This is a genomic window from Rhizobium sp. NZLR1b, assembly GCF_019685155.1.
GTDB lineage: Bacteria > Pseudomonadota > Alphaproteobacteria > Rhizobiales > Rhizobiaceae > Rhizobium.
The window spans coordinates 31585-52746 of record NZ_JABDWC010000032.1; the positions used below are offsets into that span (position 1 = coordinate 31585).

General features: G+C 61.8%; 20 protein-coding genes and 1 pseudogene. 17 read left to right on the forward strand and 4 right to left on the reverse strand.

Features of this window, described 5'->3' with window-relative positions:
* Window positions 1–416 precede the first annotated feature (416 nt).
* From HJB84_RS30130 to HJB84_RS30180, 11 genes are all read left to right on the forward strand, one after another.
* A complete protein-coding gene (locus tag HJB84_RS30130; RefSeq protein ID WP_221117705.1) occupies window positions 417–2540 on the forward strand; it encodes a ParB/RepB/Spo0J family partition protein in 2124 nt (707 codons plus the stop codon).
* A gap of 96 nt (window positions 2541–2636) precedes the next feature.
* Entirely contained in the window at window positions 2637–3293 is a 657-nt protein-coding gene (locus HJB84_RS30135; RefSeq protein ID WP_221117706.1) for a hypothetical protein, read from the forward strand.
* 72 nt (window positions 3294–3365) lie between these two features.
* Window positions 3366–4556 carry a DUF932 domain-containing protein gene (locus tag HJB84_RS30140; RefSeq protein ID WP_221117707.1) on the forward strand — a complete coding sequence of 397 codons (1191 nt, stop codon included), beginning with the start codon at window positions 3366–3368 and terminating at the stop codon, window positions 4554–4556.
* Between the two features lie 90 nt (window positions 4557–4646).
* On the forward strand, window positions 4647–4901 hold the full coding sequence (locus HJB84_RS30145) for a DUF6117 family protein (protein ID WP_221117708.1): 255 nt from the start codon (window positions 4647–4649) through the stop codon (window positions 4899–4901).
* 129 nt (window positions 4902–5030) lie between these two features.
* The gene (locus HJB84_RS30150; RefSeq protein WP_221117709.1) at window positions 5031–9422 is read left to right on the forward strand and encodes a strawberry notch-like NTP hydrolase domain-containing protein; all 4392 of its coding nucleotides are present in this window, start codon (window positions 5031–5033) and stop codon (window positions 9420–9422) included.
* Window positions 9423–9434: 12 nt separating this feature from the next.
* Window positions 9435–10472 (forward strand): toprim domain-containing protein, encoded by a 1038-nt coding sequence (locus tag HJB84_RS30155; RefSeq protein WP_221117710.1) that lies wholly within the window; start codon window positions 9435–9437, stop codon window positions 10470–10472.
* A 373-nt stretch (window positions 10473–10845) separates the two neighbouring features.
* A complete protein-coding gene (locus HJB84_RS30160) occupies window positions 10846–11787 on the forward strand; it encodes a DUF2493 domain-containing protein (RefSeq protein WP_221117711.1) in 942 nt (313 codons plus the stop codon).
* Window positions 11788–11869: 82 nt separating this feature from the next.
* The gene (locus HJB84_RS30165; RefSeq protein ID WP_128461430.1) at window positions 11870–12130 is read left to right on the forward strand and encodes a type II toxin-antitoxin system Phd/YefM family antitoxin; all 261 of its coding nucleotides are present in this window, start codon (window positions 11870–11872) and stop codon (window positions 12128–12130) included.
* Complete coding sequence (locus HJB84_RS30170) at window positions 12120–12539, forward strand: hypothetical protein (RefSeq protein WP_065283685.1); 420 nt, start codon at window positions 12120–12122, stop codon at window positions 12537–12539. The genes HJB84_RS30165 and HJB84_RS30170 overlap by 11 nt, the downstream gene beginning before the upstream one ends.
* Window positions 12540–13005: 466 nt before the next feature.
* A complete protein-coding gene (locus HJB84_RS30175; protein WP_221117712.1) occupies window positions 13006–13329 on the forward strand; it encodes a DUF736 family protein in 324 nt (107 codons plus the stop codon).
* 57 nt (window positions 13330–13386) lie between these two features.
* Window positions 13387–13719, forward strand: a complete 333-nt coding sequence (locus HJB84_RS30180; protein WP_221117713.1) for a hypothetical protein — start codon at window positions 13387–13389, stop codon at window positions 13717–13719.
* Window positions 13720–13782: 63 nt separating this feature from the next.
* Here HJB84_RS30180 and HJB84_RS30185 read toward each other — a convergent pair whose 3' ends face one another.
* Window positions 13783–14061, reverse strand: a complete 279-nt coding sequence (locus HJB84_RS30185; RefSeq protein WP_221117714.1) for an HU family DNA-binding protein — start codon at window positions 14059–14061, stop codon at window positions 13783–13785.
* Between the two features lie 414 nt (window positions 14062–14475).
* Between HJB84_RS30185 and HJB84_RS30190 the strand changes: the two genes are divergently transcribed.
* Window positions 14476–14640 carry a hypothetical protein gene (locus HJB84_RS30190; protein WP_165419125.1) on the forward strand — a complete coding sequence of 55 codons (165 nt, stop codon included), beginning with the start codon at window positions 14476–14478 and terminating at the stop codon, window positions 14638–14640.
* Between the two features lie 198 nt (window positions 14641–14838).
* On the opposite strand, the gene HJB84_RS30195 is transcribed toward HJB84_RS30190, so the two are convergent.
* Window positions 14839–15114 (reverse strand): WGR domain-containing protein, encoded by a 276-nt coding sequence (locus HJB84_RS30195; RefSeq protein WP_221117715.1) that lies wholly within the window; start codon window positions 15112–15114, stop codon window positions 14839–14841.
* 507 nt (window positions 15115–15621) lie between these two features.
* Between HJB84_RS30195 and HJB84_RS30200 the strand changes: the two genes are divergently transcribed.
* Window positions 15622–16107 (forward strand): hypothetical protein, encoded by a 486-nt coding sequence (locus HJB84_RS30200; RefSeq protein ID WP_221117716.1) that lies wholly within the window; start codon window positions 15622–15624, stop codon window positions 16105–16107.
* Between the two features lie 1066 nt (window positions 16108–17173).
* Here HJB84_RS30200 and HJB84_RS33855 read toward each other — a convergent pair.
* Window positions 17174–17302 (reverse strand): annotated as a pseudogene (locus HJB84_RS33855) (LysR family transcriptional regulator); the annotation flags it as partial.
* 97 nt (window positions 17303–17399) lie between these two features.
* On the reverse strand, window positions 17400–17564 hold the full coding sequence (locus HJB84_RS30205; protein WP_221117727.1) for a hypothetical protein: 165 nt from the start codon (window positions 17562–17564) through the stop codon (window positions 17400–17402).
* Window positions 17565–18232: 668 nt separating this feature from the next.
* Between HJB84_RS30205 and HJB84_RS33860 the strand changes: the two genes are divergently transcribed.
* From HJB84_RS33860 to HJB84_RS30225, 4 genes are all read left to right on the forward strand, one after another.
* A complete protein-coding gene (locus HJB84_RS33860) occupies window positions 18233–18727 on the forward strand; it encodes a hypothetical protein (RefSeq protein ID WP_244915133.1) in 495 nt (164 codons plus the stop codon).
* Window positions 18728–19406: 679 nt separating this feature from the next.
* Window positions 19407–20474: a lytic transglycosylase domain-containing protein gene (locus HJB84_RS30215; protein WP_221117717.1), complete on the forward strand. Its 1068-nt coding sequence runs from the start codon at window positions 19407–19409 to the stop codon at window positions 20472–20474.
* Window positions 20474–20833, forward strand: coding sequence for a TrbC/VirB2 family protein (locus HJB84_RS30220; RefSeq protein WP_064682858.1), 360 nt, complete (start codon window positions 20474–20476; stop codon window positions 20831–20833). The genes HJB84_RS30215 and HJB84_RS30220 overlap by 1 nt, the downstream gene beginning before the upstream one ends.
* A gap of 2 nt (window positions 20834–20835) precedes the next feature.
* Window positions 20836–21162 (forward strand): VirB3 family type IV secretion system protein, encoded by a 327-nt coding sequence (locus HJB84_RS30225; RefSeq protein ID WP_026154667.1) that lies wholly within the window; start codon window positions 20836–20838, stop codon window positions 21160–21162.

The window sequence follows — 21162 nt, forward strand, 5'->3', positions numbered from 1 at the left end:
CGCGCGCCCATCCTCGGGTGATAGAGAAGTTGCGAGAACGGATTTCGCACACTGAAAGGCAGCCCGGGCCGCAAGGCCGTGGTGCTGCCGTTCGGCGTTGCTGCAATGGATGTCAGACTGCCTAGCGGAGGTCTCGCATTCAGTGCGCTGCATGAGGAGTCAGCTGGAGGCACGGGCACGGTTGACGGTGCGGCAATGTTGGCAAAGCTGAAGCCAGGATGCGCCAGTCTTCATCCGAAGGGCTTCGATCCCTGACGCAGCATTACCGGGTCTTGGCCGCAAGGGAGGCTTCGCTTGCCGAAGAGACGATGGGACATGGTGGGGAGGCGATAGAGGGAGAGGAGGGAAGGGGAAAGCTGTGACGGATTGAGAGGGTTGGAGAGAGGCTCCGCCCGGTTCGTCATGGAGAAACCGACATGGCCCAGGCCATTCAGAAAATCACCCTCAGTGCAGCCCGGGATATTCCCTTCAACAAGCTGGTGCTCAGCCAGCAGAACGTCCGCAAGATCAAGGCGGGCGTCTCAATCGAGGACCTGGCGGAAGACATCGCCCATCGCGGTCTGCTCACCAGCCTCAATGTCCGCCCCGAACTCGACGACGATGGCAACGAGACCGGAATTTATCGGATTCCGGCGGGCGGGCGCCGTTATCGTGCCCTCGAGCGCCTGGTCGCGCAGAAGCGGTTGGCCAAAACCGCCGGCGTTCCCTGCATCGTCAGCAAAGGCGAAACCCTCGAAGTCGAGGACTCGCTCGCCGAAAACCTCCAGCGCGTCAGCCTGCATCCGCTCGATCAGTTCCGCGCTTTCCAGACCTTGCGGGAGCAGGGGCTCGGCGAGGAGGAGATCGCCGCGCGCTTCTTCGTTTCGGTCGCGACCGTCAGGCAGCGGCTGCGGCTGGCTTCCGTATCACCGCGGCTTCTCGATCTTTATGCCGAAGACGAGATGACGCTAGAGCAGATCATGGCCTTCTCAATCACCAACGACCACGTCCGCCAGGAGCAGGTCTGGGACACGATCTCGCGCTCCCATAGCCGCGAGCCGTATTACATCCGCCGGCTGCTGACCGAAACCGCGATCCGCGCCAGCGACCGCCGCGCCGTCTATGTCGGCATCGAAGCCTACGAGGCCGCAGGCGGTGTGACGATGCGCGATCTGTTCGACCAGGACCAGGGCGGATGGCTGCAGGATCCGGCGCTGCTCGAGCAGCTCGTGATGGAAAAGCTGAAAGCTGACGCCGAGGCAATTCGGATAAGCGAAGGCTGGAAATGGGTCGAAGCCGCCTTCGACTTCCCCTACGGCCACACGTCCGGCCTGCGCCGCGTCTACGGCGAGCAGGCTGAAATGACTGAAGACGAACTGGCCCGCTATGACGCCACCCGTGCCGAATACGACAAGCTCGACGCAGAATATGCGGAGGCAGACGAGTACTCGGAAGCGACCGAACAGAAGCTGGAGGAGCTTGGTGCCGAGCTCGACCGGCTCAACGAACGTCCGTACGTGTTCGATCCACAGGAGATCGCCCGCGGCGGTGTCTTCGTGTCGCTAGGCGCCAGCGGCGAGCTCAAGATCGAGCGAGGCTTCGTGCGGCCGGAGGATGAACCGAAGGCCGAGATCGATCCCTCCGCCGATGACGATAACGATAGTTCCGATCACCGCAGTGATCTTCCGGCAACCCGGGCGGCCGGCGGCGAGGGCACGCAACCGGACGACGAGGACGAAACGATCAAGCCGCTTCCCGACCGCCTGGTTCTCGATCTGACGGCAGCCCGGACCATCGCTTTGCGCAACGCGCTGGCGAACAACCCGGTCATCGCCTTTGTCGCCGTCCTGCATGCCTTTGTTCTAAAGACCTTCTACGTCTACGGTTCGGATTCATGCCTGGAGGTGACGCTGCAGAGCGCCCGCTTCAGCCAGACGCCCGGTCTCGGCGAAACGGTCTGGGCGAAGGAGATCGATCAAAGGCAGGAAGGCTGGGGCCAGGATTTGCCCAAGGATCCGAACGATCTCTGGGATTTCCTGATCAAGCTCGACGAGGTCAGCCGCCAGGCATTGTTTGCCCATTGCGCCTCGCTGTCGGTCAACGCAGTGATCGAACCCTGGAACAAGCGGACGCGCGCCATCGCCCATGCCGAACAGCTGGCCAGCTCCATCGGCTTCGATATCGTGGAAGCCGGTTGGACGACGACCGCCGATAATTATCTCGGTCGTGTCACCAAGGCCCGCATCCTGCAGGCGGTTCGCGAGGCAAAGGGGGACCAGGCAGCGGAGCTGATTGGCCATCTCAAGAAAACTGACATGGCCCGCGAGGCTGAACGGCTGATTACAGGCTGCGGCTGGCTGCCGGAACCGCTCCGCATGACGAACGGCGAAGGTAGCATCGATAACGCTGTCGGAGATGACGCCGTCGAGCCCGATCAGGCTGAGACTACGGAAATTCGGGACCTGCCGGCCTTCCTGCTCGAGGAGCCGGAAACATCGAGCGATGGCGCTGGCGATACCGAGAGTGAGACCGACGACGAGCATCTCGTCGCCGCCGAATAGTGATCCGACCAGATTGACCCGATCGCATTTGCGGTCGGGTCTTCTTTCCCAACAGCCCGGCCATCGCGCCGGGCTTTTCCGTTTCAGGAGGCACCTATGCCTGACTTCACCATCGAGACCACCTATCACCTGCCGGTCTTCCGGCATCGCACCTATCAAGCTGACACGCTGGACGAGGCGTGCCGTGTTGCCATCGAAGATGACAGTTGGGATATCGCCGAGAAGGATTTCGATTCCTCAGGCGAAATCCATGTCACCGGCATCTGGGACGGTGCACATGCGGCCTATGCAGGTCCGCTGGTCCAGATCCCGCCGCAGTTCGATGAACCTGTTCAGCGCCGGGCGCGTCATTTCGAGCTCCTGCTCGGCCTGTTGAAGATCCTGTTCGATGACGTCCGTGCTGCCCGGCCACCGTCACTCGATTGGCTCGACCGATCTGCTTGGGCGATTGCCCGAGGAGAAGCGATTCTCGCCGGAGACCCGGATCCTGAAGAGCCGGTTGATCCACCAAAGCCTTCCCACGTCCTGGTCAGGCTCCAGGAAAAACGTGTGCGGGACGCAATCACCGCGGTGCTGGAGATCGACCGAAGTTTCGACCCTCTCACCCCGGAGGCGGTCACTGATGACGACATCCACGCGGCGTGCATCACCGCAGTTACGGCATTCGACGACTCGGATGTCGTTGGCAGCGCCGAATTCCAGGCAGCGCTCTTGGCCATCCGGTCGGCGCACCGACGGCTGGCTTCCGATTGATTCCTCTTCCCAGAATCCTTCTGAACCTCGCCCGGCCATCGCGCCGGGTTTCCGCTTTTAAGGAGACAGCTTATGACCACCCTCACCTCCAACAACCCGTCCGTCCGTTCCGCATTCAAGGTCGATATCTCCCGTGGCGAACGCATCGGCCGCGTTTCGTCGGAATGGTTTTCCCGCCCGGACGATGAACGCTTCCTGTCGCTGAGCGATCTCTACGACACCGTCCGGTCCCGCGCCGAGCGCGCCCATGCCCGAACGATCGAAAGCGCGGCGATCCGCGTCGAGGCAACGCGCGACAATGCGGAGCGGCTTGAGCTTGTTGCCCCAGGTCAGCGCCAAGCGATCGCACCGACCCACTGGAGCTACGGCCAGCTTTGCAGCCTGGTTGGCGCTCCCGCCACCTATATGCGGCAACTGCCCGCGCCGCTTGCTGCCATCAACCTGCAGCATGGCCTGCTCAACCATCGTGCCGAGCTCGTCAAGACGCTTGAGATGGATGACGGCCGGCTGGAACTGCGCGCAGTGACCGGACCGGAATACGGTCGGATCTGGGATCATGAACTGGTCTCGTCGGTCATGAAGATCGCCGGCAACGGGACCGGTGACACGATGTGGAAAGTACCCGGCGTCTTGGACTGGGCGACGATGACCCACAATCCCTTCGTCGATATCACCAAGGACACGACCACCCTTTATGCCAGCGATCGCGACGTCTTCCTGTTCCTGGTCGACGACACCCACCCGATCGAAGCCGGACGCCTGCCGAACGGTGAGCCCGACCTCTATTTCCGGGGCTTCTACGCCTGGAACTCGGAGGTTGGATCGAAGACGCTCGGCATCGCCTCGTTCTATTTGCGCGCGGTCTGCGCCAACCGCAATCTCTGGGGCACGGAGAATTTTGAGGAGATCACCATCCGCCATTCGAAGTTCGCCGCCCAGCGCTTTGCGCATGAGGCGGCGCCTGCGTTGACGAGTTTCGCCAATTCGTCACCGGCGCCGTTCATCGCCGGCATCAAGGCGGCGCGTGAGCAGATCGTCGCGCGCAAGGACGACGACCGCGAGACCTTCTTGCGCCGGCGAGGCTTCTCAAAGGGCGAGACCGGCAAGGTGATCGAGATGGTGCTGTCGGAGGAGGGGCGGCCGCCGGAGTCGGTCTTCGACTTCGTGCAGGGCATCACCGCGCTGGCGCGCACCAAGACCAATCAGGACACCCGTCTCGAACTCGAAGGCAAAGCGAAGAAGCTGCTGGAGAGTGCCTCCTGACGCGCCTCGAGACAGATCAAACTAGCCTCAACATCAACATCACCATCAGCCCGGCCCCGTGTCGGGCATTTCCGTTCATGGAGCACTGCAATGGCTATCCCCGATTACGCACGCTTGAATTTCGATACGCTGCTTCGCGCCGCGTCCGATGGCAATCTCGCTCTCATGGAATGCCTTGATGCCGGCACACGCGAGCCGCGTTACGTGGTCTGCGCCGTCGGCCGCAGTGACGGCGAATACGCCTTCACGCCGTTTGGCCATCTTGCCGAAGGCAATCCTTACGATGCCTATCTGCCGCCCGATCCCGATGATCCGACTGGCTTCATCGCGAGCCCGGCGACTTAGACACTGGCGATGGCCGGCGGTTTAAGCCGGCGATCCCCGATCCTGCCCTGGCTGCCCGATTTCGTTCCTCCGACCTTCGGCAGGACGCTGGGCTCCTCTGTTCTTTCCTCACTCTTGGAGCATCCTTCGATGAATATCATCTCGCATTCCCAGATCGTCTCCACCTCTCCACGTCCTGATATCAAAACGCGCACTGAAGCACTTATGGATGCTGGCGGTCAGATCACGCCGTTTCTGGAGCAAGGTAAAGTCCTCACCACAGCTGACCTGCGGCAAATTATGACCGAGGTTTTCGGCGGCAGCGACGCCGAGGGCGTCTGGCTCTGGAAGGAGGCCTATGAGGCGACTGAAATCGCCCAGGTGCTGTTTCTGCGCAAATTCCGCGCGATCGTATCCGGAACCCAGTCGCCTCAAGCGACGCTAGCAATGCTGACGAAAGTGGCAAACCTCATGCCGACCCATACACGCCGATCCGAGGAGAGCCAGGCACGACAGCAATTCTCGACCCCGATCCCGCTTGCCTACGTCGTATCTCGTGCTGCCGGCATCATAGCCGCTGACGTGGTGCTCGAGCCGTCGGCTGGGACCGGCATGATGGCGATCTTTCCGGAGCTTGCAGGCGCTCGCTTGGCGCTCAACGAATATGCGGTGGTCCGGCACTCGCTGCTGGAGCGGCTTTTCCCCGGTGTTCCGGTATCGCAGCGCGATGCCGCGCATATCGACGATTACCTCGATCGTTCCATTCGACCGACCGTGGTGCTGATGAACCCGCCTTTCTCAGCCGGCGTTCACGTCGAAGGTCGCGTGGCTGATGCCGCCTGGCGGCATCTGGCCTCCGCATTCGCGCGGCTTGCTCCCGGTGGGCGGTTGGTCGCGATCACTGGCGCGAGCTTTTCTCCCGACAATCCCGCATGGCGGGACGCTTTCGTGCGGCTGCAGGAGAAGGGCACGTTGCTGTTCACCGCAGCGATCGGCGGGAGCATCTATGCCCGACATGGAACGACGATGGAAACGCGCCTGATCGTGATCGACAAGATCCCGGCGGGCGATCCTTCGAAGCTTGTGACGTCGAGCGGCACTGCGCACGATCTCAAAACACTGCTCACCTGGATCACCGGCCTTCCGCCCCGCGCGCCCGCGGCGGCGTCGAACTCCATCGGTGCGCTCTCTAACGGTAGCCTGCGCGCGGACACGATGCGTCCAGCAGCGGTTGCCACCCCGACGCATCGCCCCGCGGTCGGAGGACAGGCGCAGCCTGCAGCAACGGTCCGTCCGATACCCGTCGATGACGAGATCATCGAACTCTCCTACGAGCTGCGGGACGCTCGGCCGAAGGATGAGGCAAACGCTGCCGACGGCATCTACGAGACCTACCGGCTGCAGTCGATCCACATTCCCGACGCAAAACCTCATCCTGACACGCTGGTCGAATCCGTTGCGATGGCCTCGGTCGCACCGCCGAAGCCGAGCTATCGCCCGCATCTGCCGAAGCGCATCGTCACCAGCGGCGATCTCTCGGATGCCCAGCTCGAGAGCGTCATTTATGCCGGCGAAGCCCATTCCGGCTATCTCGCCGGCCATTGGACAGTGGATGGCTCCTTCGACAATCCCAAGGTCGTCGGATCCGATGCAGAACATGCCGTCCGCTTCCGCCGCGGCTGGTTTCTCGGTGATGGCACGGGCGCGGGCAAGGGCCGCCAGGCTGCCGGCATCATTCTCGACAACTGGCTCAAAGGCCGCCGTCGCCATGTCTGGATTTCCAAGTCAGACAAGCTGATCGAGGACGCGCAGCGCGACTGGAGCGCGTTGGGCCAAGAAAAGCTGCTCGTGACGCCGCTGTCGCGTTTCCGACAGGGCAAGCCGATCAAGCTGGAGGAAGGCATCCTCTTCACCACCTTTGCGACGCTGCGCAGCGATGAGCGCGAGGGCAAGCGATCGCGCGTGCAGCAGATCGTCCACTGGCTCCGGAGTGATTTTGACGGCGTCATCGTCTTCGATGAAGGCCACGCCATGGCCAACGCCGCCGGCGGCAAGACGGAGCGCGGCGACAAGGCGGCGTCGCAGCAGGGCAGGGCCGGGCTTCGCCTGCAACGTGCACTTCCGGACGCCCGCGTCGTTTACGTTTCGGCGACCGGCGCCACGGACGTCGAATCGCTGGCCTATGTCGAACGGCTCGGTCTGTGGGGCAGCGCCGACTTTCCCTTCCCGACGCGCTCCGAATTCATCGCGGCGATCGAGGACGGCGGCGTCGCCGCCATGGAGGTTCTCGCAAGAGACCTGAAGGCGATGGGCCTCTACGCATCGCGGTCGCTCTCCTTTGAGGGCGTCGAATACGAGATCCTCGAGCACGAGCTGACCGAGGAACAGATCCGCATCTATGATTCCTACGCCCAGGCCTTCCAGGTCATCCACAATCACCTGGATGCCGCAATGGAGGCATCCGGTATAACCGGCAAATCCGGGACATTGAACAAAAACGCTAAAGCCGCGGCACGTTCGGCCTTCGAGAGCTCGAAGCAGCGCTTCTTCAATCATCTTCTGATCTCGATGAAGACGCCGGCCCTTCTCAAAGCGACCGCTGCAGATCTGAAAGAGGGTCACGCTGCGATCGTCCAGCTCGTCTCGACGGGCGCGGCTTTGACCGAGCGCCGACTGGCACAGATCCCCACCGAGGAATGGGGCGATCTGCAGGTCGACGTCACGCCGCGGGAATATGTGATCGACTACCTGTTACACTCCTTCCCGGTGCAGCTCTTCGAGGAATTCTCCGACGCCAAGGGCAATCTCAGCTCCCGGCCTGTTCATGATGCGGACGGCAACCCTGTCATCTGCCGGGAGGCCGAGCGTCGGCGCGACGAACTGGTCGAAACCTTGGGTAGCCTGCCGGCGATCCCGACGGCCCTCGACCAGATCGTCCAGCATTTCGGCACCAGCCAGGTCGCCGAGATCACCGGCCGCTCGCGCCGCATCGTCCGCCGCGAGGACAGCAGCACCATCGCCCGCTATGCCGTGCAGAGCCGGCCGGGCAGCGCCAATCTCGACGAGGCCCGCGCCTTCATGGACGACGACAAAGACATTCTCGTCTTCAGCGACGCCGGCGGAACCGGCAGATCCTACCATGCCGATCTCGGCGCCAAGAATCAGCGCGTGCGTCTTCACAACCTTCTGGAAGCCGGCTGGCGCGCCGACGTGGCGATCCAGGGCCTAGGGCGCAGCCATCGCACCAATCAGAAGCAGCCGCCCCGGTTCCGGATGATCGCCACCAACGTCAAGGCCGAACGGCGTTTTCTCTCGACCATTGCCCGGCGTCTCGACACGCTAGGCGCCATCACCCGCGGCCAGCGCCAGACCGGCGGGCAGGGGATGTTCCGATCCGAGGACAATCTCGAATCGCAATATGCCCGCGACGGGCTGCGGCAATTCTACGGCCTGCTGCATGCGGGCAGGATCGAAGGCTGCTCGCTGGATAAGTTTGAGAGCATTACTGGTTTGTCGCTCACCTCGGAGGAGGGCGGACTGAAGGATGAACTGCCGCCGATCCAGACATTCCTCAATCGGATGCTGGCACTGACCATCACCATGCAGAACCTGCTGTTCGAGGCCTTCGAGCAGCTGCTGGCCGCCCGCATCGAGGGGGCGATCGCCGCCGGCATCTATGACAAAGGCCTGGAGACGATCACCGCCGACAGCATGACAATCGCCGACCGGCGGCTGATCTACACCCATCCGGTCACCGGAGCGCAATCGCACCTCTTCACCATTGAGCGCAGGGATCGCAATGCACCGATGCAGCTCAAGGACGTGCAGACCCTCGTGAGCCAGGATCCGCGCGCGAAGCTGATGGTCAACGGCAAGTCGGGTAGGCCAGCGGTCATGGTGCCGACCCGCGCGATCATGCTGGACGACGGTTCGGTCCAGCCACGCGTGTCGCTGATCCGGCCGATGGACGAGCTCCGCTTCGAAGTCCGGCAGCTCGAAGAGACGAGTTGGGAGGAGGTTGACGAACAGGCTTTCGTCCTCGCCTGGAATACCGAAGTCGCCGCCGTGCCGAAATTCTCGGCATCGATAGTGCATATCGTCAGCGGGTTGTTGCTGCCGATCTGGAAATTGCTGCCGCAGGACTTTTGCCGGGTACGGCGTCTGCAGACCGATGATGGCGAACGGATCGTTGGCCGTGTCATCGCTCCGGACAGGCTGGCCGGCCTTTGCCGCAACTTCGGGATTGATCAGACGGAAGTATTGAGCGGCGACCAAGCCTGGACGGCGCTGGTCGACGGATCCTCGATCATCGGTCTTGCCGGTGACATGACGCTCCGCCGCGTGCGGGTGATGAACGAGTACCGCGTCGAACTGACTGGCTTTACCGATGGCATGCGCGACTGGCTGCGGTCGATCGGCCTGTTCTCCGAGATGATCAACTGGAAGCTGCGTTTTTTCGTGCCGACGACAGAGGAAGGTCCGGCAATCCTGTCGAAGCTGATGCAGCGTCATCGCCTCGTCGATGTTGCGCGCCGGTCGTGAAGGAGGCCCGCCATGCTGTCTGCCTCCGATCTGGCGGGCCGTCTCGCACAAGACGCGGAGGCGGTCTGCCGTCACTATCTTTCCGCCGGCCGCCGCGCCGGCAACTACTGGCTCGTCGGCGATGTCGGCAACAACAAGGGCCGGTCGCTCTACGTGCATCTGGCCGGCCCGCGTGCTGGCCGGTGGACGGATGCGGCGACCGGTCAGTTCGGTGACCTGCTCGATCTCGTCCGCGAGACCTGTGGCCTCGTGGACTTCCGGGACGTTGCCGAGGAGGCGCGTCATTTTCTGAGCCTGCCCCAGCCCGAACCGGTGTCGGACCTCAGGGGCGACGTAAGTGACGCCTGTCCGGTCGAGCGGCCGGCGACAGAGCGGGCACGACGGCTGTTTCGAATGACGCAGCCGTTGGCGGGTACGCTCGCCGACATCTATCTGCGCGAACGCGGCATTCTGCGGGCGTCCACCCATGGTGCGCTCCGTTTCCATCCGTCCTGCTATTATCGCGATCTCGTCACTGCTCGGACGACCAGCTTTCCGGCTCTCATTGCGGCAGTGACCGATGCGGCCGGAGCCATCACCGGCGTGCACCGCAGCTGGCTCGATCCCGATGGCGTCGGCAAGGCCAAGGTGGACGATCCGCGCCGTGCTCTCGGTGGGCTGCTCGGTAATGGCGTCCGTTTCCGCTATCCAGTTACCGATCCTGTACCAGTCCTGGCGGCGGGCGAGGGCCTCGAAACCATGCTGTCCCTCTCACACGTGGTGCCCGGCATGCCGATGGTCGCAGCCCTGACGGCCAATCACCTCGCGGCCTTCAACTTCCCGCCCGGATGCCGGCGCCTGTACATCGCCGCCGACGCGGATGCGGCCGGCCGTCATGGGGTCGAGGGATTGAGCCGCAGGGCACAGGAACGCGGGATCCTGCCGCTGGTGCTGTCGCCGGAGCTCGGCGACTTCAACGAGGATCTTCGCTGGCTGGGTCCCGACCGGCTGACGGCAAGCCTCAGGGCTCAACTCATCCCCGAAGACATGATGGCCTTCCTGCCCGTCTGAAGCTGGGCGCAAAGGGTGGGGGAGGGGCTAGCGGCAGCACTGGCGAAGGGCGGTCCATTCGTCTCATTGCGAATGGGCGCGCCCGCGGGCCTGCCGAGAGGCGACTCTTACCACGCGGGGCTCCGGCCTTCAGCGGGTCAGTCGGGTTTCTTCCCCTGCCGGGCCATTTCCGCGCATCGGCTCCTCCGAAAACCGGTTCCCACTTTTCGGGCCGATGCAATGGTCCGTCATTCCTCGCGGATCAAGAAACCCTCTTGTCCCCGCCCGGCGCTTCGCTGGGCCGCTGCGCTTCGCTTGCGGTTCCGGCCTCGGCCCGCGTGACCGGGTTCGCCGTCAGGCCGCGAGAGGCGCGGCCCACCGAACGGAGACCACCATGGACCTGATCCTCCACCCCGACGACGGCTTCGAGCCCAACCACGCTTCCTCCCCGACCGACCGCTTCATCTACGAGATGCAGGTCTACGGCAATCGCCCCTTCCAGGACGAGCCCGACCCGCGGCCATTGCCGGAGGAACCGCAGGTCCAGTCATCGATCACCACCATCTTCGCCGCCCTCGCAGAAATGCTCGGCGACACCCGGCTGGAGCCCGATCTCGAAGACCTGGTCTGGTCGATCCCCAATCTCTTCCATCGCGCCGGCGAGCGTATCCAGCGCGAACTCGATCGCAACGAGGAAGCGCAGCGCACCGGCCAGCGCGAGCAGGACGGCTCGGAGGTCAAGAGTGTCGAGCTCGAGCGCCTCATCGCCGAGGGCATCACGCTGTTGGAACGCCGCAACGCCTTCGAGTTCATGCGCGATGTTTCCGCCGATCTGTTTGAGGCGCAGACCGGATCGTCCTGGCGGCCGCGCACCGGCTCGAAAGTCAACCACGCCAACATGACGGCGGCGATGATCGACAGCCGCGACTTCCTCTCCGCGCGGCGGCGCGCCGAGACCGAGGTTCTGATCCCCGCCGGCACCAAGATCGCCTTCTCCGGCGGCATGGACTACAATGATCATGAGCGGATCTGGGCCAAGCTCGATCGGGCCCATGCCAAGCATGCCGACATGGTGCTGCTGCACGGCGGCTCTCCGAAGGGTGCCGAACGGATTGCTGCCTGCTGGGCTGAGGCCCGCAAGGTGACGCAGATCACCTTCAAGCCCAATTGGACGAAACACGCCAAGGCCGCACCGTTCCGTCGCAATGACGATATGCTGTCGGTCATGCCCGCCGGATTGATCGTCTTTCCCGGAAACGGCATCACAGGCAATCTCGCCGACAAGGCACGCCGGCTCGGCATTCCGGTCTGGCAGGCTTCAGGAGACGGCGCGTGAGCGCCGTCGTCCCGGATACATGGAAAAGATGGAAAACATGGGAAAAATAGATTATATGGGAATCGAAGTGGAGATCTTTGCGATGAAGCAGTTCACGACAGGCGACCTCAACAAGCAGATCGGCGACGTTACCGATGCGGCAAGCCGCGAGCCGGTTGTTCTGACTCGCCACAAGAAGCCTCGCTTCGTGCTGATGAGCTACGATCACTATGAGCGCATGCGCACCGGTGGCGACCCCCGCCGCGCCTTTCATATCTCGAAAATGCCCGCCGAGCATGCGGAACTGTTCGACGAGGCGCTCGATCGGCTGGCGCATGGCGAAGGCTACGACGATGAGCCGTGAATTCCGACCCGGCGAGGTCATCTCCTATCCCTACCTCTGGGCCTGGCAGCAGCAGCGCGGTGAGACCGAAGGCCGCAAGCAGCGTCCCGTCTGCGTCGTCGTCGCCATCCGCAATGCCGCCGATGGAAATACCCATCTGGCGCTTCTCGCCATCACCACCCAACCGCCGCAAACGGGTCGCGCCTCATTGGAGATCCCGGACATCGAGCGCAAGCGCGCGGGCTTAAGCGATCTGAAGCAGTGCTGGATCATGGTCGACGAATACAATTACGATATCGTCGAGCGCTCCTGGTACATCGAGCCCGGTCAGGATATCCTCGGCCGCTTCAGCAAGTCCTTCATGGTGAAGATCGCCAGACTGTTTGCCGAGGCCCGCGGCCGAACCGGCCGGGTCAACCGCCTCGACTGAGACTTGCCGCATCCCCGCCGCCCTCCGAAGCGACCTCCCTTGAAATCACGTCTGTCACGCGGTTGCGCTCCGCGGAACTGCAGTCGCGTCAGGGAAGGCCGAGGGCTCGGGCCTCACGCCACCGAAGGCCATCTTTGAAGATGAGGATGGGATCAGGACTGTGCTGATCTCTCGCGATGTGCCCGACTGGTTGACGGCCAGCGTGTGTTGACCCGAACACCACCAACGCATGTCACGAGCGCGGCACTCGGCGCGGCATCGAACGGCCGCCACGGCGAGGTCTCCCGCCGACGTCGCAATCAAGGACCATTCCCGTTCTTTATGTCGCCTTTCTAAGGGACCGGCCGCGATCAGCGTCAACCCCGCAAGGGGGTTCCCCTTCGCTACGCTGCGGTGACGCCTGCGGCGCGGCCCCTTCTTCGGGCGCCATCGGGAATGGTCCCGATGCAACGAAGGAGACAATCCCATGGCAACCACGATCGCAACCCTCACCGAAAAGACCGACGGCACTCTCGAAGGCGTCTTCGCCACGATCCGGGTCAACGCCCCGATCGCCCTCGTCCCGAACTCCAACAAGGCGAGCGAAGAAGCCCCGGACTACCGCATCATCCACCGCAAGACCGGCTTTGAGATCGGCGCGGGCTGGAACCGCATCTCCCGCCAGACCGGCGAAGAATACATCTCCACGAAGATCGAAGCGCCCGAGATCGGCGTGATCTTCGGCAACGTCGCCCCGGCGCCCGGCGGCGATCCCGGCAAGAAGGTCATCCTCTGGAACAGCCCGGCCTGAGCCGGACCGCCGGCCCCGCAATCGGGGTCGGCGCCCCCCATTCCAAAGGAGGCCGCCATGAGCCGCTACACAATTGCCGTCACCAGGACCGCATCCCGCCACTCCGACCCGGATGCCATTATCGGCTACGACCGCCCGCTTCAGACGTTCTTCCTCCAGGCATTTCCGGATGCCGGTGGCGAGGATCTCGAACTCTGGCTTGGCACTGACTTAAGGGAGTTCGAAACACTGTCGCAACTGCGGTCCGCAGCAATCGCACGCGGTTTCGACTTCATACCCTTGGCATCCGTCATTCTTCACAGGCTGCTGGACGACCATGCCCGCGAAGCGCATGACGCGGTCAGCGACACGATCATCCAGGATATTCTCAACGGGACATCCGCCCGCTGACGCAAACCCAAAACGAAAATAGCCCGGCACAACGCCGGGCTATTTTTTGCTTGGCCAACAAGATTACTTGTTCAGCGCATCCTTCAATGCCTTGGCCGGCGTGAAGGCTAGCTTCTTGGCCGCGGCAACCTTGATCGTTGCGCCAGTCGACGGGTTGCGAGCCTCGCGTTCCGGCGTTTCCTTTATTTTGAACTTGCCGAAGCCGGGCAGGCTGGTCTCGTTGCCGGCAACCGCGGCCTCGGTGATCGAAGCGATGACCGCTTCGACGATGGCTTTCCCCTGCGCCTTGGTGAGGCTGTGTTCGCCCGCGATCTTGTCGGCGATTTCATTCGTGGTGGTCATGTCAATTCTCCGCATCAACGTTAATGTGAGAATCCCTGACAGGGGATCAAAGCGCTGTCATCGACGCACCGCGTCAAGATCAACGATTTGCCCATTTTTCCACAACTACCAAGGACTTTGAGGCATCTCCGTGGGTCTGCATGGTGGATCCGCAAGCGGGCATCGAGCCCGCTTGCGGATCTCTGGTGCCATACCTGAGGAAATGTCTGCTCAGTCCGTCCGAGGGTGTCATGGGTGCATGACGGCCTCAAGGACGAGCGGTGCCCCCAATTTTGCCTCCGCTCCGGTTCCCTGCACTCCGACAAAATCGGCACCCCCACTCGCCGCCGCTGGCGGTCGCGTTCCGCGATCCCTGACCCCGCCACGCACCCATGACCGTGCGCGTCGTCTTTCACAAACGTCAAGGAGACGACGATGCTTCTGGAACAACACATTGAAGAGCTTCGACTCGAACTGCGCGAAGCAATCGACCCGGTGGAGCGCCGCGAGATTGAAAACGAACTGGAGCTGGCGCGCGCCGAACTGGCGGTGATCACCGCAGAGCAGGAAGGCGCAATCGACACCGAGCCACCCTTCTGAGGGTGGCTTTCGCCATGTCGCCTGGCCTGAGGCGCCGGATCGACCGGCGCTTCAGGCCAGCTTCGCTCGCCACTGGCAGGTGTCAGAACCTGCGGAGGTTCTTGTGGGAAGGGCGGAAGCGGTGGGATACCCCCACTCCTGTTTCGCTCCCATGCCATCGACATCAGGATGGCATCTGCCTCCGCGGCACTCCCTTCGCTATCGATCACCCGATGCATCTTCCCGGATATGCGGTCTCGGCCTGTATCCGCGCGACCGCCTCTTTCGCAAAAGCTGAAGGAACAGCCTGACCGCCTCTTCCTCCCGCGCGAAATGATGCTCCCGCCTTTGACCTCTTGCGCCGATACGACCCCATCGACGGATGAGACAGGCCTCGCCGAACAGGTTGGGCTCGATCGACATGGCATAGTAGCGGGCCATGTTTTTCGAAGCGTCGGTGCGTTCGACATAGAGCTGGTAGCGTTGCGCAATCATGGCACGGAGAATCGAGCAAGGCGGTCTCGGCGTCCAACGACATATTTGAATCGGTCGGTATCAATTGATTCATGCTGATGATGGCTTGTCGGCGGATGATCCGGGCGAGCCGCCTGCGGCGGACGGTGCTATTCGCCGTCGCTCACGGAGCCCGCAAAACGGTCTCCGCCCATTCGGGTCACGCCCCTCTCGCGGTTGTCGCATCGGCGGCGGGAATGTTTCACGACTACGGCCGATGATAAGGCTGCATGGCCGGCTGGACGCCGGATACGGACACGGCGCCTGGCGGCGCCGTGGTCTATCTCTCTCTGACGTCCCATTGTGCACCCGCCGCTCCGGCGTCAAGGACTGCGCGGCCCCTCCAATTTTCAGTCGCCGTCCCTTCGGGCCATCGCCAGAAAATCGGCTCCTCCGCTTGCCGCCGTTGGCGGTCGCGTACCGCGATCCCTGACCCCTCGCGGCTACGGTGCGGGCTCCTTTCGTCAGAGACAGAAAGGAGACACTGATATGTCCAATGATTGGTACTACGTCCATCAGCTCGCAGTGCTTGCGGGCTTCAGGCTCATCGTCCTTGCAAATCGCATCGGTTGCGAGGATGAATTCTTGCGGGAACTGCATGACGAGCTCGCCGACGAGCTGGCATCTGCAATTGCGCGGGTGCAATCCATCACGGCACTGGAGCGCCAGCTTGCCAACGAGCCGGACGAGGAAGGACTCGCCGCTTTCCAGCTTCGTGGCGAAGAGGAATGCTTTGCCCGTTTCCGGACCACTTTGCTCGACGACCTCGAAATCGACTTCGACACAAACGAATACCTTATGAACGGCGACGAATGGCACTATGCGCTTTCGGCCGATTGCGACGGCATCGAGATCAGCTATCCAAGGCTTGTCGCCCTCACCGATGCCGAGTTGGGCACGCTCGCCCCGATCGTCCGCGCCATCCGCAGCGAGGTGGGCATCGGTATCAGCATCGCACGCGTCGTCTACGATTGATGCGCGGTGAGAGACGGACGTGTCCGTCTCTCACTTCTTCTGCTGGCATGATCGCTTACAGGCATCGAGTCTGCGCGCGGTCTTGAGGGGAGAGACTTGCCGCCTCTCCCCTCAATCTCCCCTCTCCCTGCGGTGCGGGTCGAGACCCGCCCGGCCTCTCGGGCCGCTAGGCGGACGCTGCCGCGACTTCCCCAAACAAGACGGAGAGGACGAGTACCTTGCGCTGCGCCCTCACGCTTCGGGCATCCGCTCCAGGTACTCGTCCTCTCCTGCGGTGCGCTCGCCGTCTCATCGTTCGGATGTCATCGATGACCGCTCCCTCCGGTCACGGACATCCCGACACCTCACGACGATGGCTCGCTTCAGCATCCTCACCAAATCTGCCTGTCCACCGCGCTGTTCCTCCGGCGCAGACGACAGGCTTGCGCCTGTCGTCGCTGTTGCATTGTCTGACGACTCGCAACCGCATCAGCGCCTCGGGCACAGTGGCCAGGCAGATTTGGTGAGGATGGCAGGATAGGCTAACGGTATACCATTAGCCGTTTTCGCCCGAGGGGCGATTGCCGAGAGGCGTGATCAGTGCAGGAATCTGTCACCGCTTATTCGCAGGCGTAGGGTTGCCCGGGTATGGACTTGGTCCCGGTAGAAGTCGTTTCGGTGGCAGAAAGAGGCGCATCCTCACGGCGCCACCTTGAATCGCTGGTCGGTGAATCGGCGGACGGGCAATTCCCCCGTTTCGCCAATCGGTCAGTGAGAGATCCGGCGTTCTCGCGTTTCGGCGGTTGGGCTGGTCGGTGGAGCAGCGAATAGGTTCGTCAGCGATTGTGCGACTGGCATAATAGGCGAGGGGGTGCTTCGCCAACTCCGCGCATCGGCGAACCGGCGATCGCGTTTATCACTCATCGGCGATTTCGGCGAATAGGTGGTTGAGCAAAGCGGCGTCTTGCGGATTGCGCGTATGAGCTGGTAGGTGATTTCGCGAATCCGAAGTTCGGCGATTGCGCTGATGAGCGATCTTGCGAATGAACGTCGAGGCTGCTTTTAGCGGGGAGGCTCTTACCTGCCATTTGCCAACGTAAGCCGCCAGTCCATCGGGCATTCCGTTGGCAACCGTCTGCTTGAGAAATTGCAGGAAAGCTGTCAGCCGAGCGCTGAGCAGACGTCGCGACGGATAGAGCGCCGACAGTGCGAACTCAGATCATCAGCAGGTGCGGGTTCAAGACGTCGTTTGTGCGTGGCTGCGGGTGAGGCAAACGACCTTACGGCGAGCCTCGGTCTTCAACACGAGTCTTTCAGATGGTATGCCGCCCGATCAGAACCCTGTCCGAGCGATGGAGGTTGATGATCCGAGCGGCATCTTTGAGGCTTATCCCGTGCTTCTTGGCGAAGTAGTCGACGTCATACGGATCGGAAATCTTCTTGCGTGTCTCCTGCTCGATTTGTTGACGTCGCTGCATAGAATCTCCTGAACTGATTGAGGGAAGGGTTCATGCAACGATGGCTGCTTCGTCGTTGTTTGACGATAGTGAATGCTATTCAGCAATCATCTTGGAGGCAGTTCCTGGCTGGCTGTGGCAGCGAAGACTCTGCCGCGTCAGCGGGAGGGACCGCTTCATCGGGTTTTGGTGCTTCCATTGATGTGGGCGGCGCCCCTTGCTCAATATAACCCTCATGCGTCGGATGTTGCGGCAGGTCGTCTCCGCAGCATTTGAAGCACTCAGGCGGCCTCATCTGGTTGATAAAATATTACACTGGAGTATAAGTATAGCTCGCTGCGCGAGGGGTAAGGTCGGAGATCAGAACACCACCTGCGCGCCCTCTACGCTGTTAACAACCGGGTCTGCATCTGACACACAATCGATCCCTACTGACGAAGGAATGGTACAAAGTTCCGATATCCATCGATTGCCCGGGCTGCGGCGCACAGACCCGGTCCGCCGGCATTGTCGTCGGACCATCGAGCCTCGTCAACGCTGCCGACAGCTCTGAGAACGATGTTCTGAAGCGGCCATGGACACCGCTTGATGCCTTCGCATTCGTCGAGTCGCTCGGTGGTCGAACGAAGAATGTCGAGCAGTCCATTGTCAACCGCTTTCACAACGCGTTCGAATTCAGGAACGATCACTTGCTGGCGATCTGCCAGCACTGCGGGGAGAGTCTTTCACCTGCCGCTACCCGCTCTGTCGCCATGAACGGCTTTGTCCGCCTTGGGCAGAGACGTCTGCTGGTCAACGAACGGATGCTGCTCTTCGCATCGCACGTTGTGTTGACGGAATTCCATGGCGGCACGTCAATCGAGGAAAGCGGCCTGCCGCATCCAGATTACGCGCTCATGCTGATCTGCGATGCGGAAAGCACAGGCGGCGAAACCGGTACCGTCGAACTGTGGCACAGCATCGCGCGTAATGACTACGCCATCACTGTGAAAGGTCACGAAGGTCGGGAGATTTGCCGTGACACCCTCCATGATGACCTCGCCGTCGTAGTGGCCACTGTTTCCAATCTCGGACTGGTCCTGACGCAGCTCCACCTGGCACAGCCATCATCACCCTACTGCCGGCTTGCCCGTGATCTCTTCCTCGAAACCCTTGCCCATGCCGGATATCGGCAGGAAAATTAGAAAGCAACACGATGCGGATTTCCAAAACGCGATCGGGATCTTTGGCTATATTGATCCTGTTGTCCGGATGTGGCGACCTGACACACCCAACGCGACCGCTGCCCCCAGTCCCATTTGCTTACCTCAGCCTCACCGCTTGCAGAGCCTATGCCAGCAATATCGTCGAGTGCCAGCTTGAGTATGGTACACGGTTTGGACGCCAACGCCTCGGTCCTGTCCAGCAGACGGGTCTTAATATCAGTGGCGGTGACAGCCGCTATCAGGTCGCGTCCTGCTATCCGGTCTCGGGGATCCAGAGGGAATTGCCCAATTTCGTCTGCCGAATCTATGAGCCTCGATCAGGAACGGATGTCAGTCCGGTGTTGATCAAAGGAGGCACTGCGGTGCGCTTAGCGCGTGTTCTGGGCGATCGCGAACAGATCCAATATCGCTGGATGCCAGATAAATGGTCGCGGCTAGACGACTGAATTTGCTCAGGAAAAGAGCGCCCCGCCATCGCTATCGCTGCCGATAATTATACCGGAGTGAAATTTTAAGGTTGATTTCCGTAACGGAATGCAGTTCAAAATCTTATACCGCAGTATAATTATGAACTGGTTCGGCCATGGAACGAATCCCACTTCCGCCTGTGAAAACACCGCAAAAGGCATGGTCGCGAAGCACGCTGTGGGTTGCTGGAATGTCGACAATTCTGCTCACCGGTTTCGCTTCCAACTCCGGCGACAGCGATCTGCCCTTCTATTCAGGAACGCCTGCTCACGCTGTTGGGCCTGGCGGTATCACGACTGAGAAGGTGGGGAGAGTGGCAGCCCGGTTGAACCCAATCGCCGGGTCAAGTCTGGCCGCTGCAGCCAAGCAGCCGCCACAGCCGACAATCGATTGGGTCAGCTTCAGCCAGCGCTTTGACGCGCCGAACGATGAACGTCCGATTGGTGCCAGTGCTCTCCCATTGGAAAAGGTTGAAGAGTTTGATAACCGGCGTGCGGGTTTACCAGGAGAAGCGGCTGGTGCACGGCGCGATCGCACCGTGCATTCGCCAATCGGCGTCTTCTCTTTCGACCAGAGGCCAGCCACACCGGTCATTGATCCGGCGGCCGAACCAAACTTGGATGCCAAACAGTCGTTGGCGCCGCCTCGAGCTGATCTGCTTTCCGGCATTCCCGAAGAATATGCAAAACTGGCAGTGACGATCGCCGCTGCGGAAGAGGTTGACCCGAACTGGGTGCTCTCGATCATGCGGGCCGAAAATGCGAGCTACGATCCACGCCTCGTCAGTCCTGCCGGTGCCGTCGGTTTGATGCAGGTGATGCCGCGGATCGGCGCAGCCTTTGGTGCGAATGATCTCACCGATCCCGAACAGAATATCCGCGCCGGCACTCGATTCCTCCGTGTTCTCATCGACAAGTATCGCAATCCTGTGCTTGTCGCCTCTGCTTATAATGCCGGTGAGCCTCGTGTCGATCTTCGCCACTCCTTGCCGCTGATCCGGGAAACCGCGGACTATGTCACGCGTGTCGTCGGGTTCTACGTTGGCGCGGTGGCGACCGCTACGGGCATGCATGGCGGCCTGTTAGTTCCGTCGGAGTCCGGCTCGAAGCGCCGGGCAGGAACTGCCGACCGCGCCAAGTCGCCGATGCTTGTTTTTTCTGTTGCAGATCCGCTCACAGCGGCGAACCGCTCCCCCCAGGAAGACGGACCGACCCACGTTGGCGGTCCGGTTAAAATCGTCAAGGAAGAGGTGCATTGATGAATGTAATCGCAATGGCAGTCCTTTATGCCGGCGTCGCCTGGCGTTCGAGGGCAAAGCGCAAGTGGGTCGGCAATGCCGCGATGGTGTTGGCGACCAGCCTGATCCTGCTTGTCAGCCAGTTCGAACCAGCGGCGGCGCAGAACCTTGATGCGCTGCAAAATGCCGCTGACCGGCTGGTGCAGTTCTTTACCGGCCCCTTCGGCCGCTCGGTCGGAGCGATCGCCTTCATCGGCATGTTTCTGGCCGCAGCCTTCGGATACTGGTCCTGGGGCGCCCTGCTTCGGGTCGGGGGAAGCCTTGCCGGCATGTTTGCTGCCGCCGAACTGGTCGACTTCCTCGCTGGCAGTGGGTCGTAATCATGGCGGCATTCAGCGGCAACACCGACGGCGGGGACGACTACATCGAATGCCATCCGGTCATCCTCGCTCTGACACGGCCGCCGACGGTCATGGGGATCCCTTACACATACTTTCTGGCGGAATGCTTCATCTCGCTGATGGTGTTCATGATCTTAGGCTCGATCCTTTGGTTCCCGGTCTCCTTCGTGATCCTTCACAGCATTCTCTATGTGCTGACGGTGAAGCTCGACCTGTGGTTTTTCGAGATCGTCGGACGCCTCAGCATGTGCGGCGTCAATCCTCTGGGTCGAAGGCTCGGCGGTGGCATCAGGACCTATGGGGCGTGA

Coding starts and splice junctions, on each gene's coding strand:
- HJB84_RS30225 (WP_026154667.1), top strand. CDS start 20,836: ATGGCGGCATTCAGCGGCAACACCGACGGCGGGGACGACTACATCGAA.
- HJB84_RS30165 (WP_128461430.1), top strand. CDS start 11,870: ATGAAGCAGTTCACGACAGGCGACCTCAACAAGCAGATCGGCGACGTT.
- HJB84_RS30145 (WP_221117708.1), top strand. CDS start 4,647: ATGGCTATCCCCGATTACGCACGCTTGAATTTCGATACGCTGCTTCGC.
- HJB84_RS30135 (WP_221117706.1), top strand. CDS start 2,637: ATGCCTGACTTCACCATCGAGACCACCTATCACCTGCCGGTCTTCCGG.
- HJB84_RS30150 (WP_221117709.1), top strand. CDS start 5,031: ATGAATATCATCTCGCATTCCCAGATCGTCTCCACCTCTCCACGTCCT.
- HJB84_RS30160 (WP_221117711.1), top strand. CDS start 10,846: ATGGACCTGATCCTCCACCCCGACGACGGCTTCGAGCCCAACCACGCT.
- HJB84_RS30140 (WP_221117707.1), top strand. CDS start 3,366: ATGACCACCCTCACCTCCAACAACCCGTCCGTCCGTTCCGCATTCAAG.
- HJB84_RS30130 (WP_221117705.1), top strand. CDS start 417: ATGGCCCAGGCCATTCAGAAAATCACCCTCAGTGCAGCCCGGGATATT.
- HJB84_RS30175 (WP_221117712.1), top strand. CDS start 13,006: ATGGCAACCACGATCGCAACCCTCACCGAAAAGACCGACGGCACTCTC.
- HJB84_RS30220 (WP_064682858.1), top strand. CDS start 20,474: ATGAATGTAATCGCAATGGCAGTCCTTTATGCCGGCGTCGCCTGGCGT.
- HJB84_RS30195 (WP_221117715.1), bottom strand. CDS start 15,114: ATGATTGCGCAACGCTACCAGCTCTATGTCGAACGCACCGACGCTTCG.
- HJB84_RS30200 (WP_221117716.1), top strand. CDS start 15,622: ATGTCCAATGATTGGTACTACGTCCATCAGCTCGCAGTGCTTGCGGGC.
- HJB84_RS30215 (WP_221117717.1), top strand. CDS start 19,407: ATGTCGACAATTCTGCTCACCGGTTTCGCTTCCAACTCCGGCGACAGC.
- HJB84_RS30170 (WP_065283685.1), top strand. CDS start 12,120: ATGAGCCGTGAATTCCGACCCGGCGAGGTCATCTCCTATCCCTACCTC.
- HJB84_RS30185 (WP_221117714.1), bottom strand. CDS start 14,061: ATGACCACCACGAATGAAATCGCCGACAAGATCGCGGGCGAACACAGC.
- HJB84_RS30155 (WP_221117710.1), top strand. CDS start 9,435: ATGCTGTCTGCCTCCGATCTGGCGGGCCGTCTCGCACAAGACGCGGAG.
- HJB84_RS30190 (WP_165419125.1), top strand. CDS start 14,476: ATGCTTCTGGAACAACACATTGAAGAGCTTCGACTCGAACTGCGCGAA.
- HJB84_RS30180 (WP_221117713.1), top strand. CDS start 13,387: ATGAGCCGCTACACAATTGCCGTCACCAGGACCGCATCCCGCCACTCC.
- HJB84_RS30205 (WP_221117727.1), bottom strand. CDS start 17,564: ATGCAGCGACGTCAACAAATCGAGCAGGAGACACGCAAGAAGATTTCC.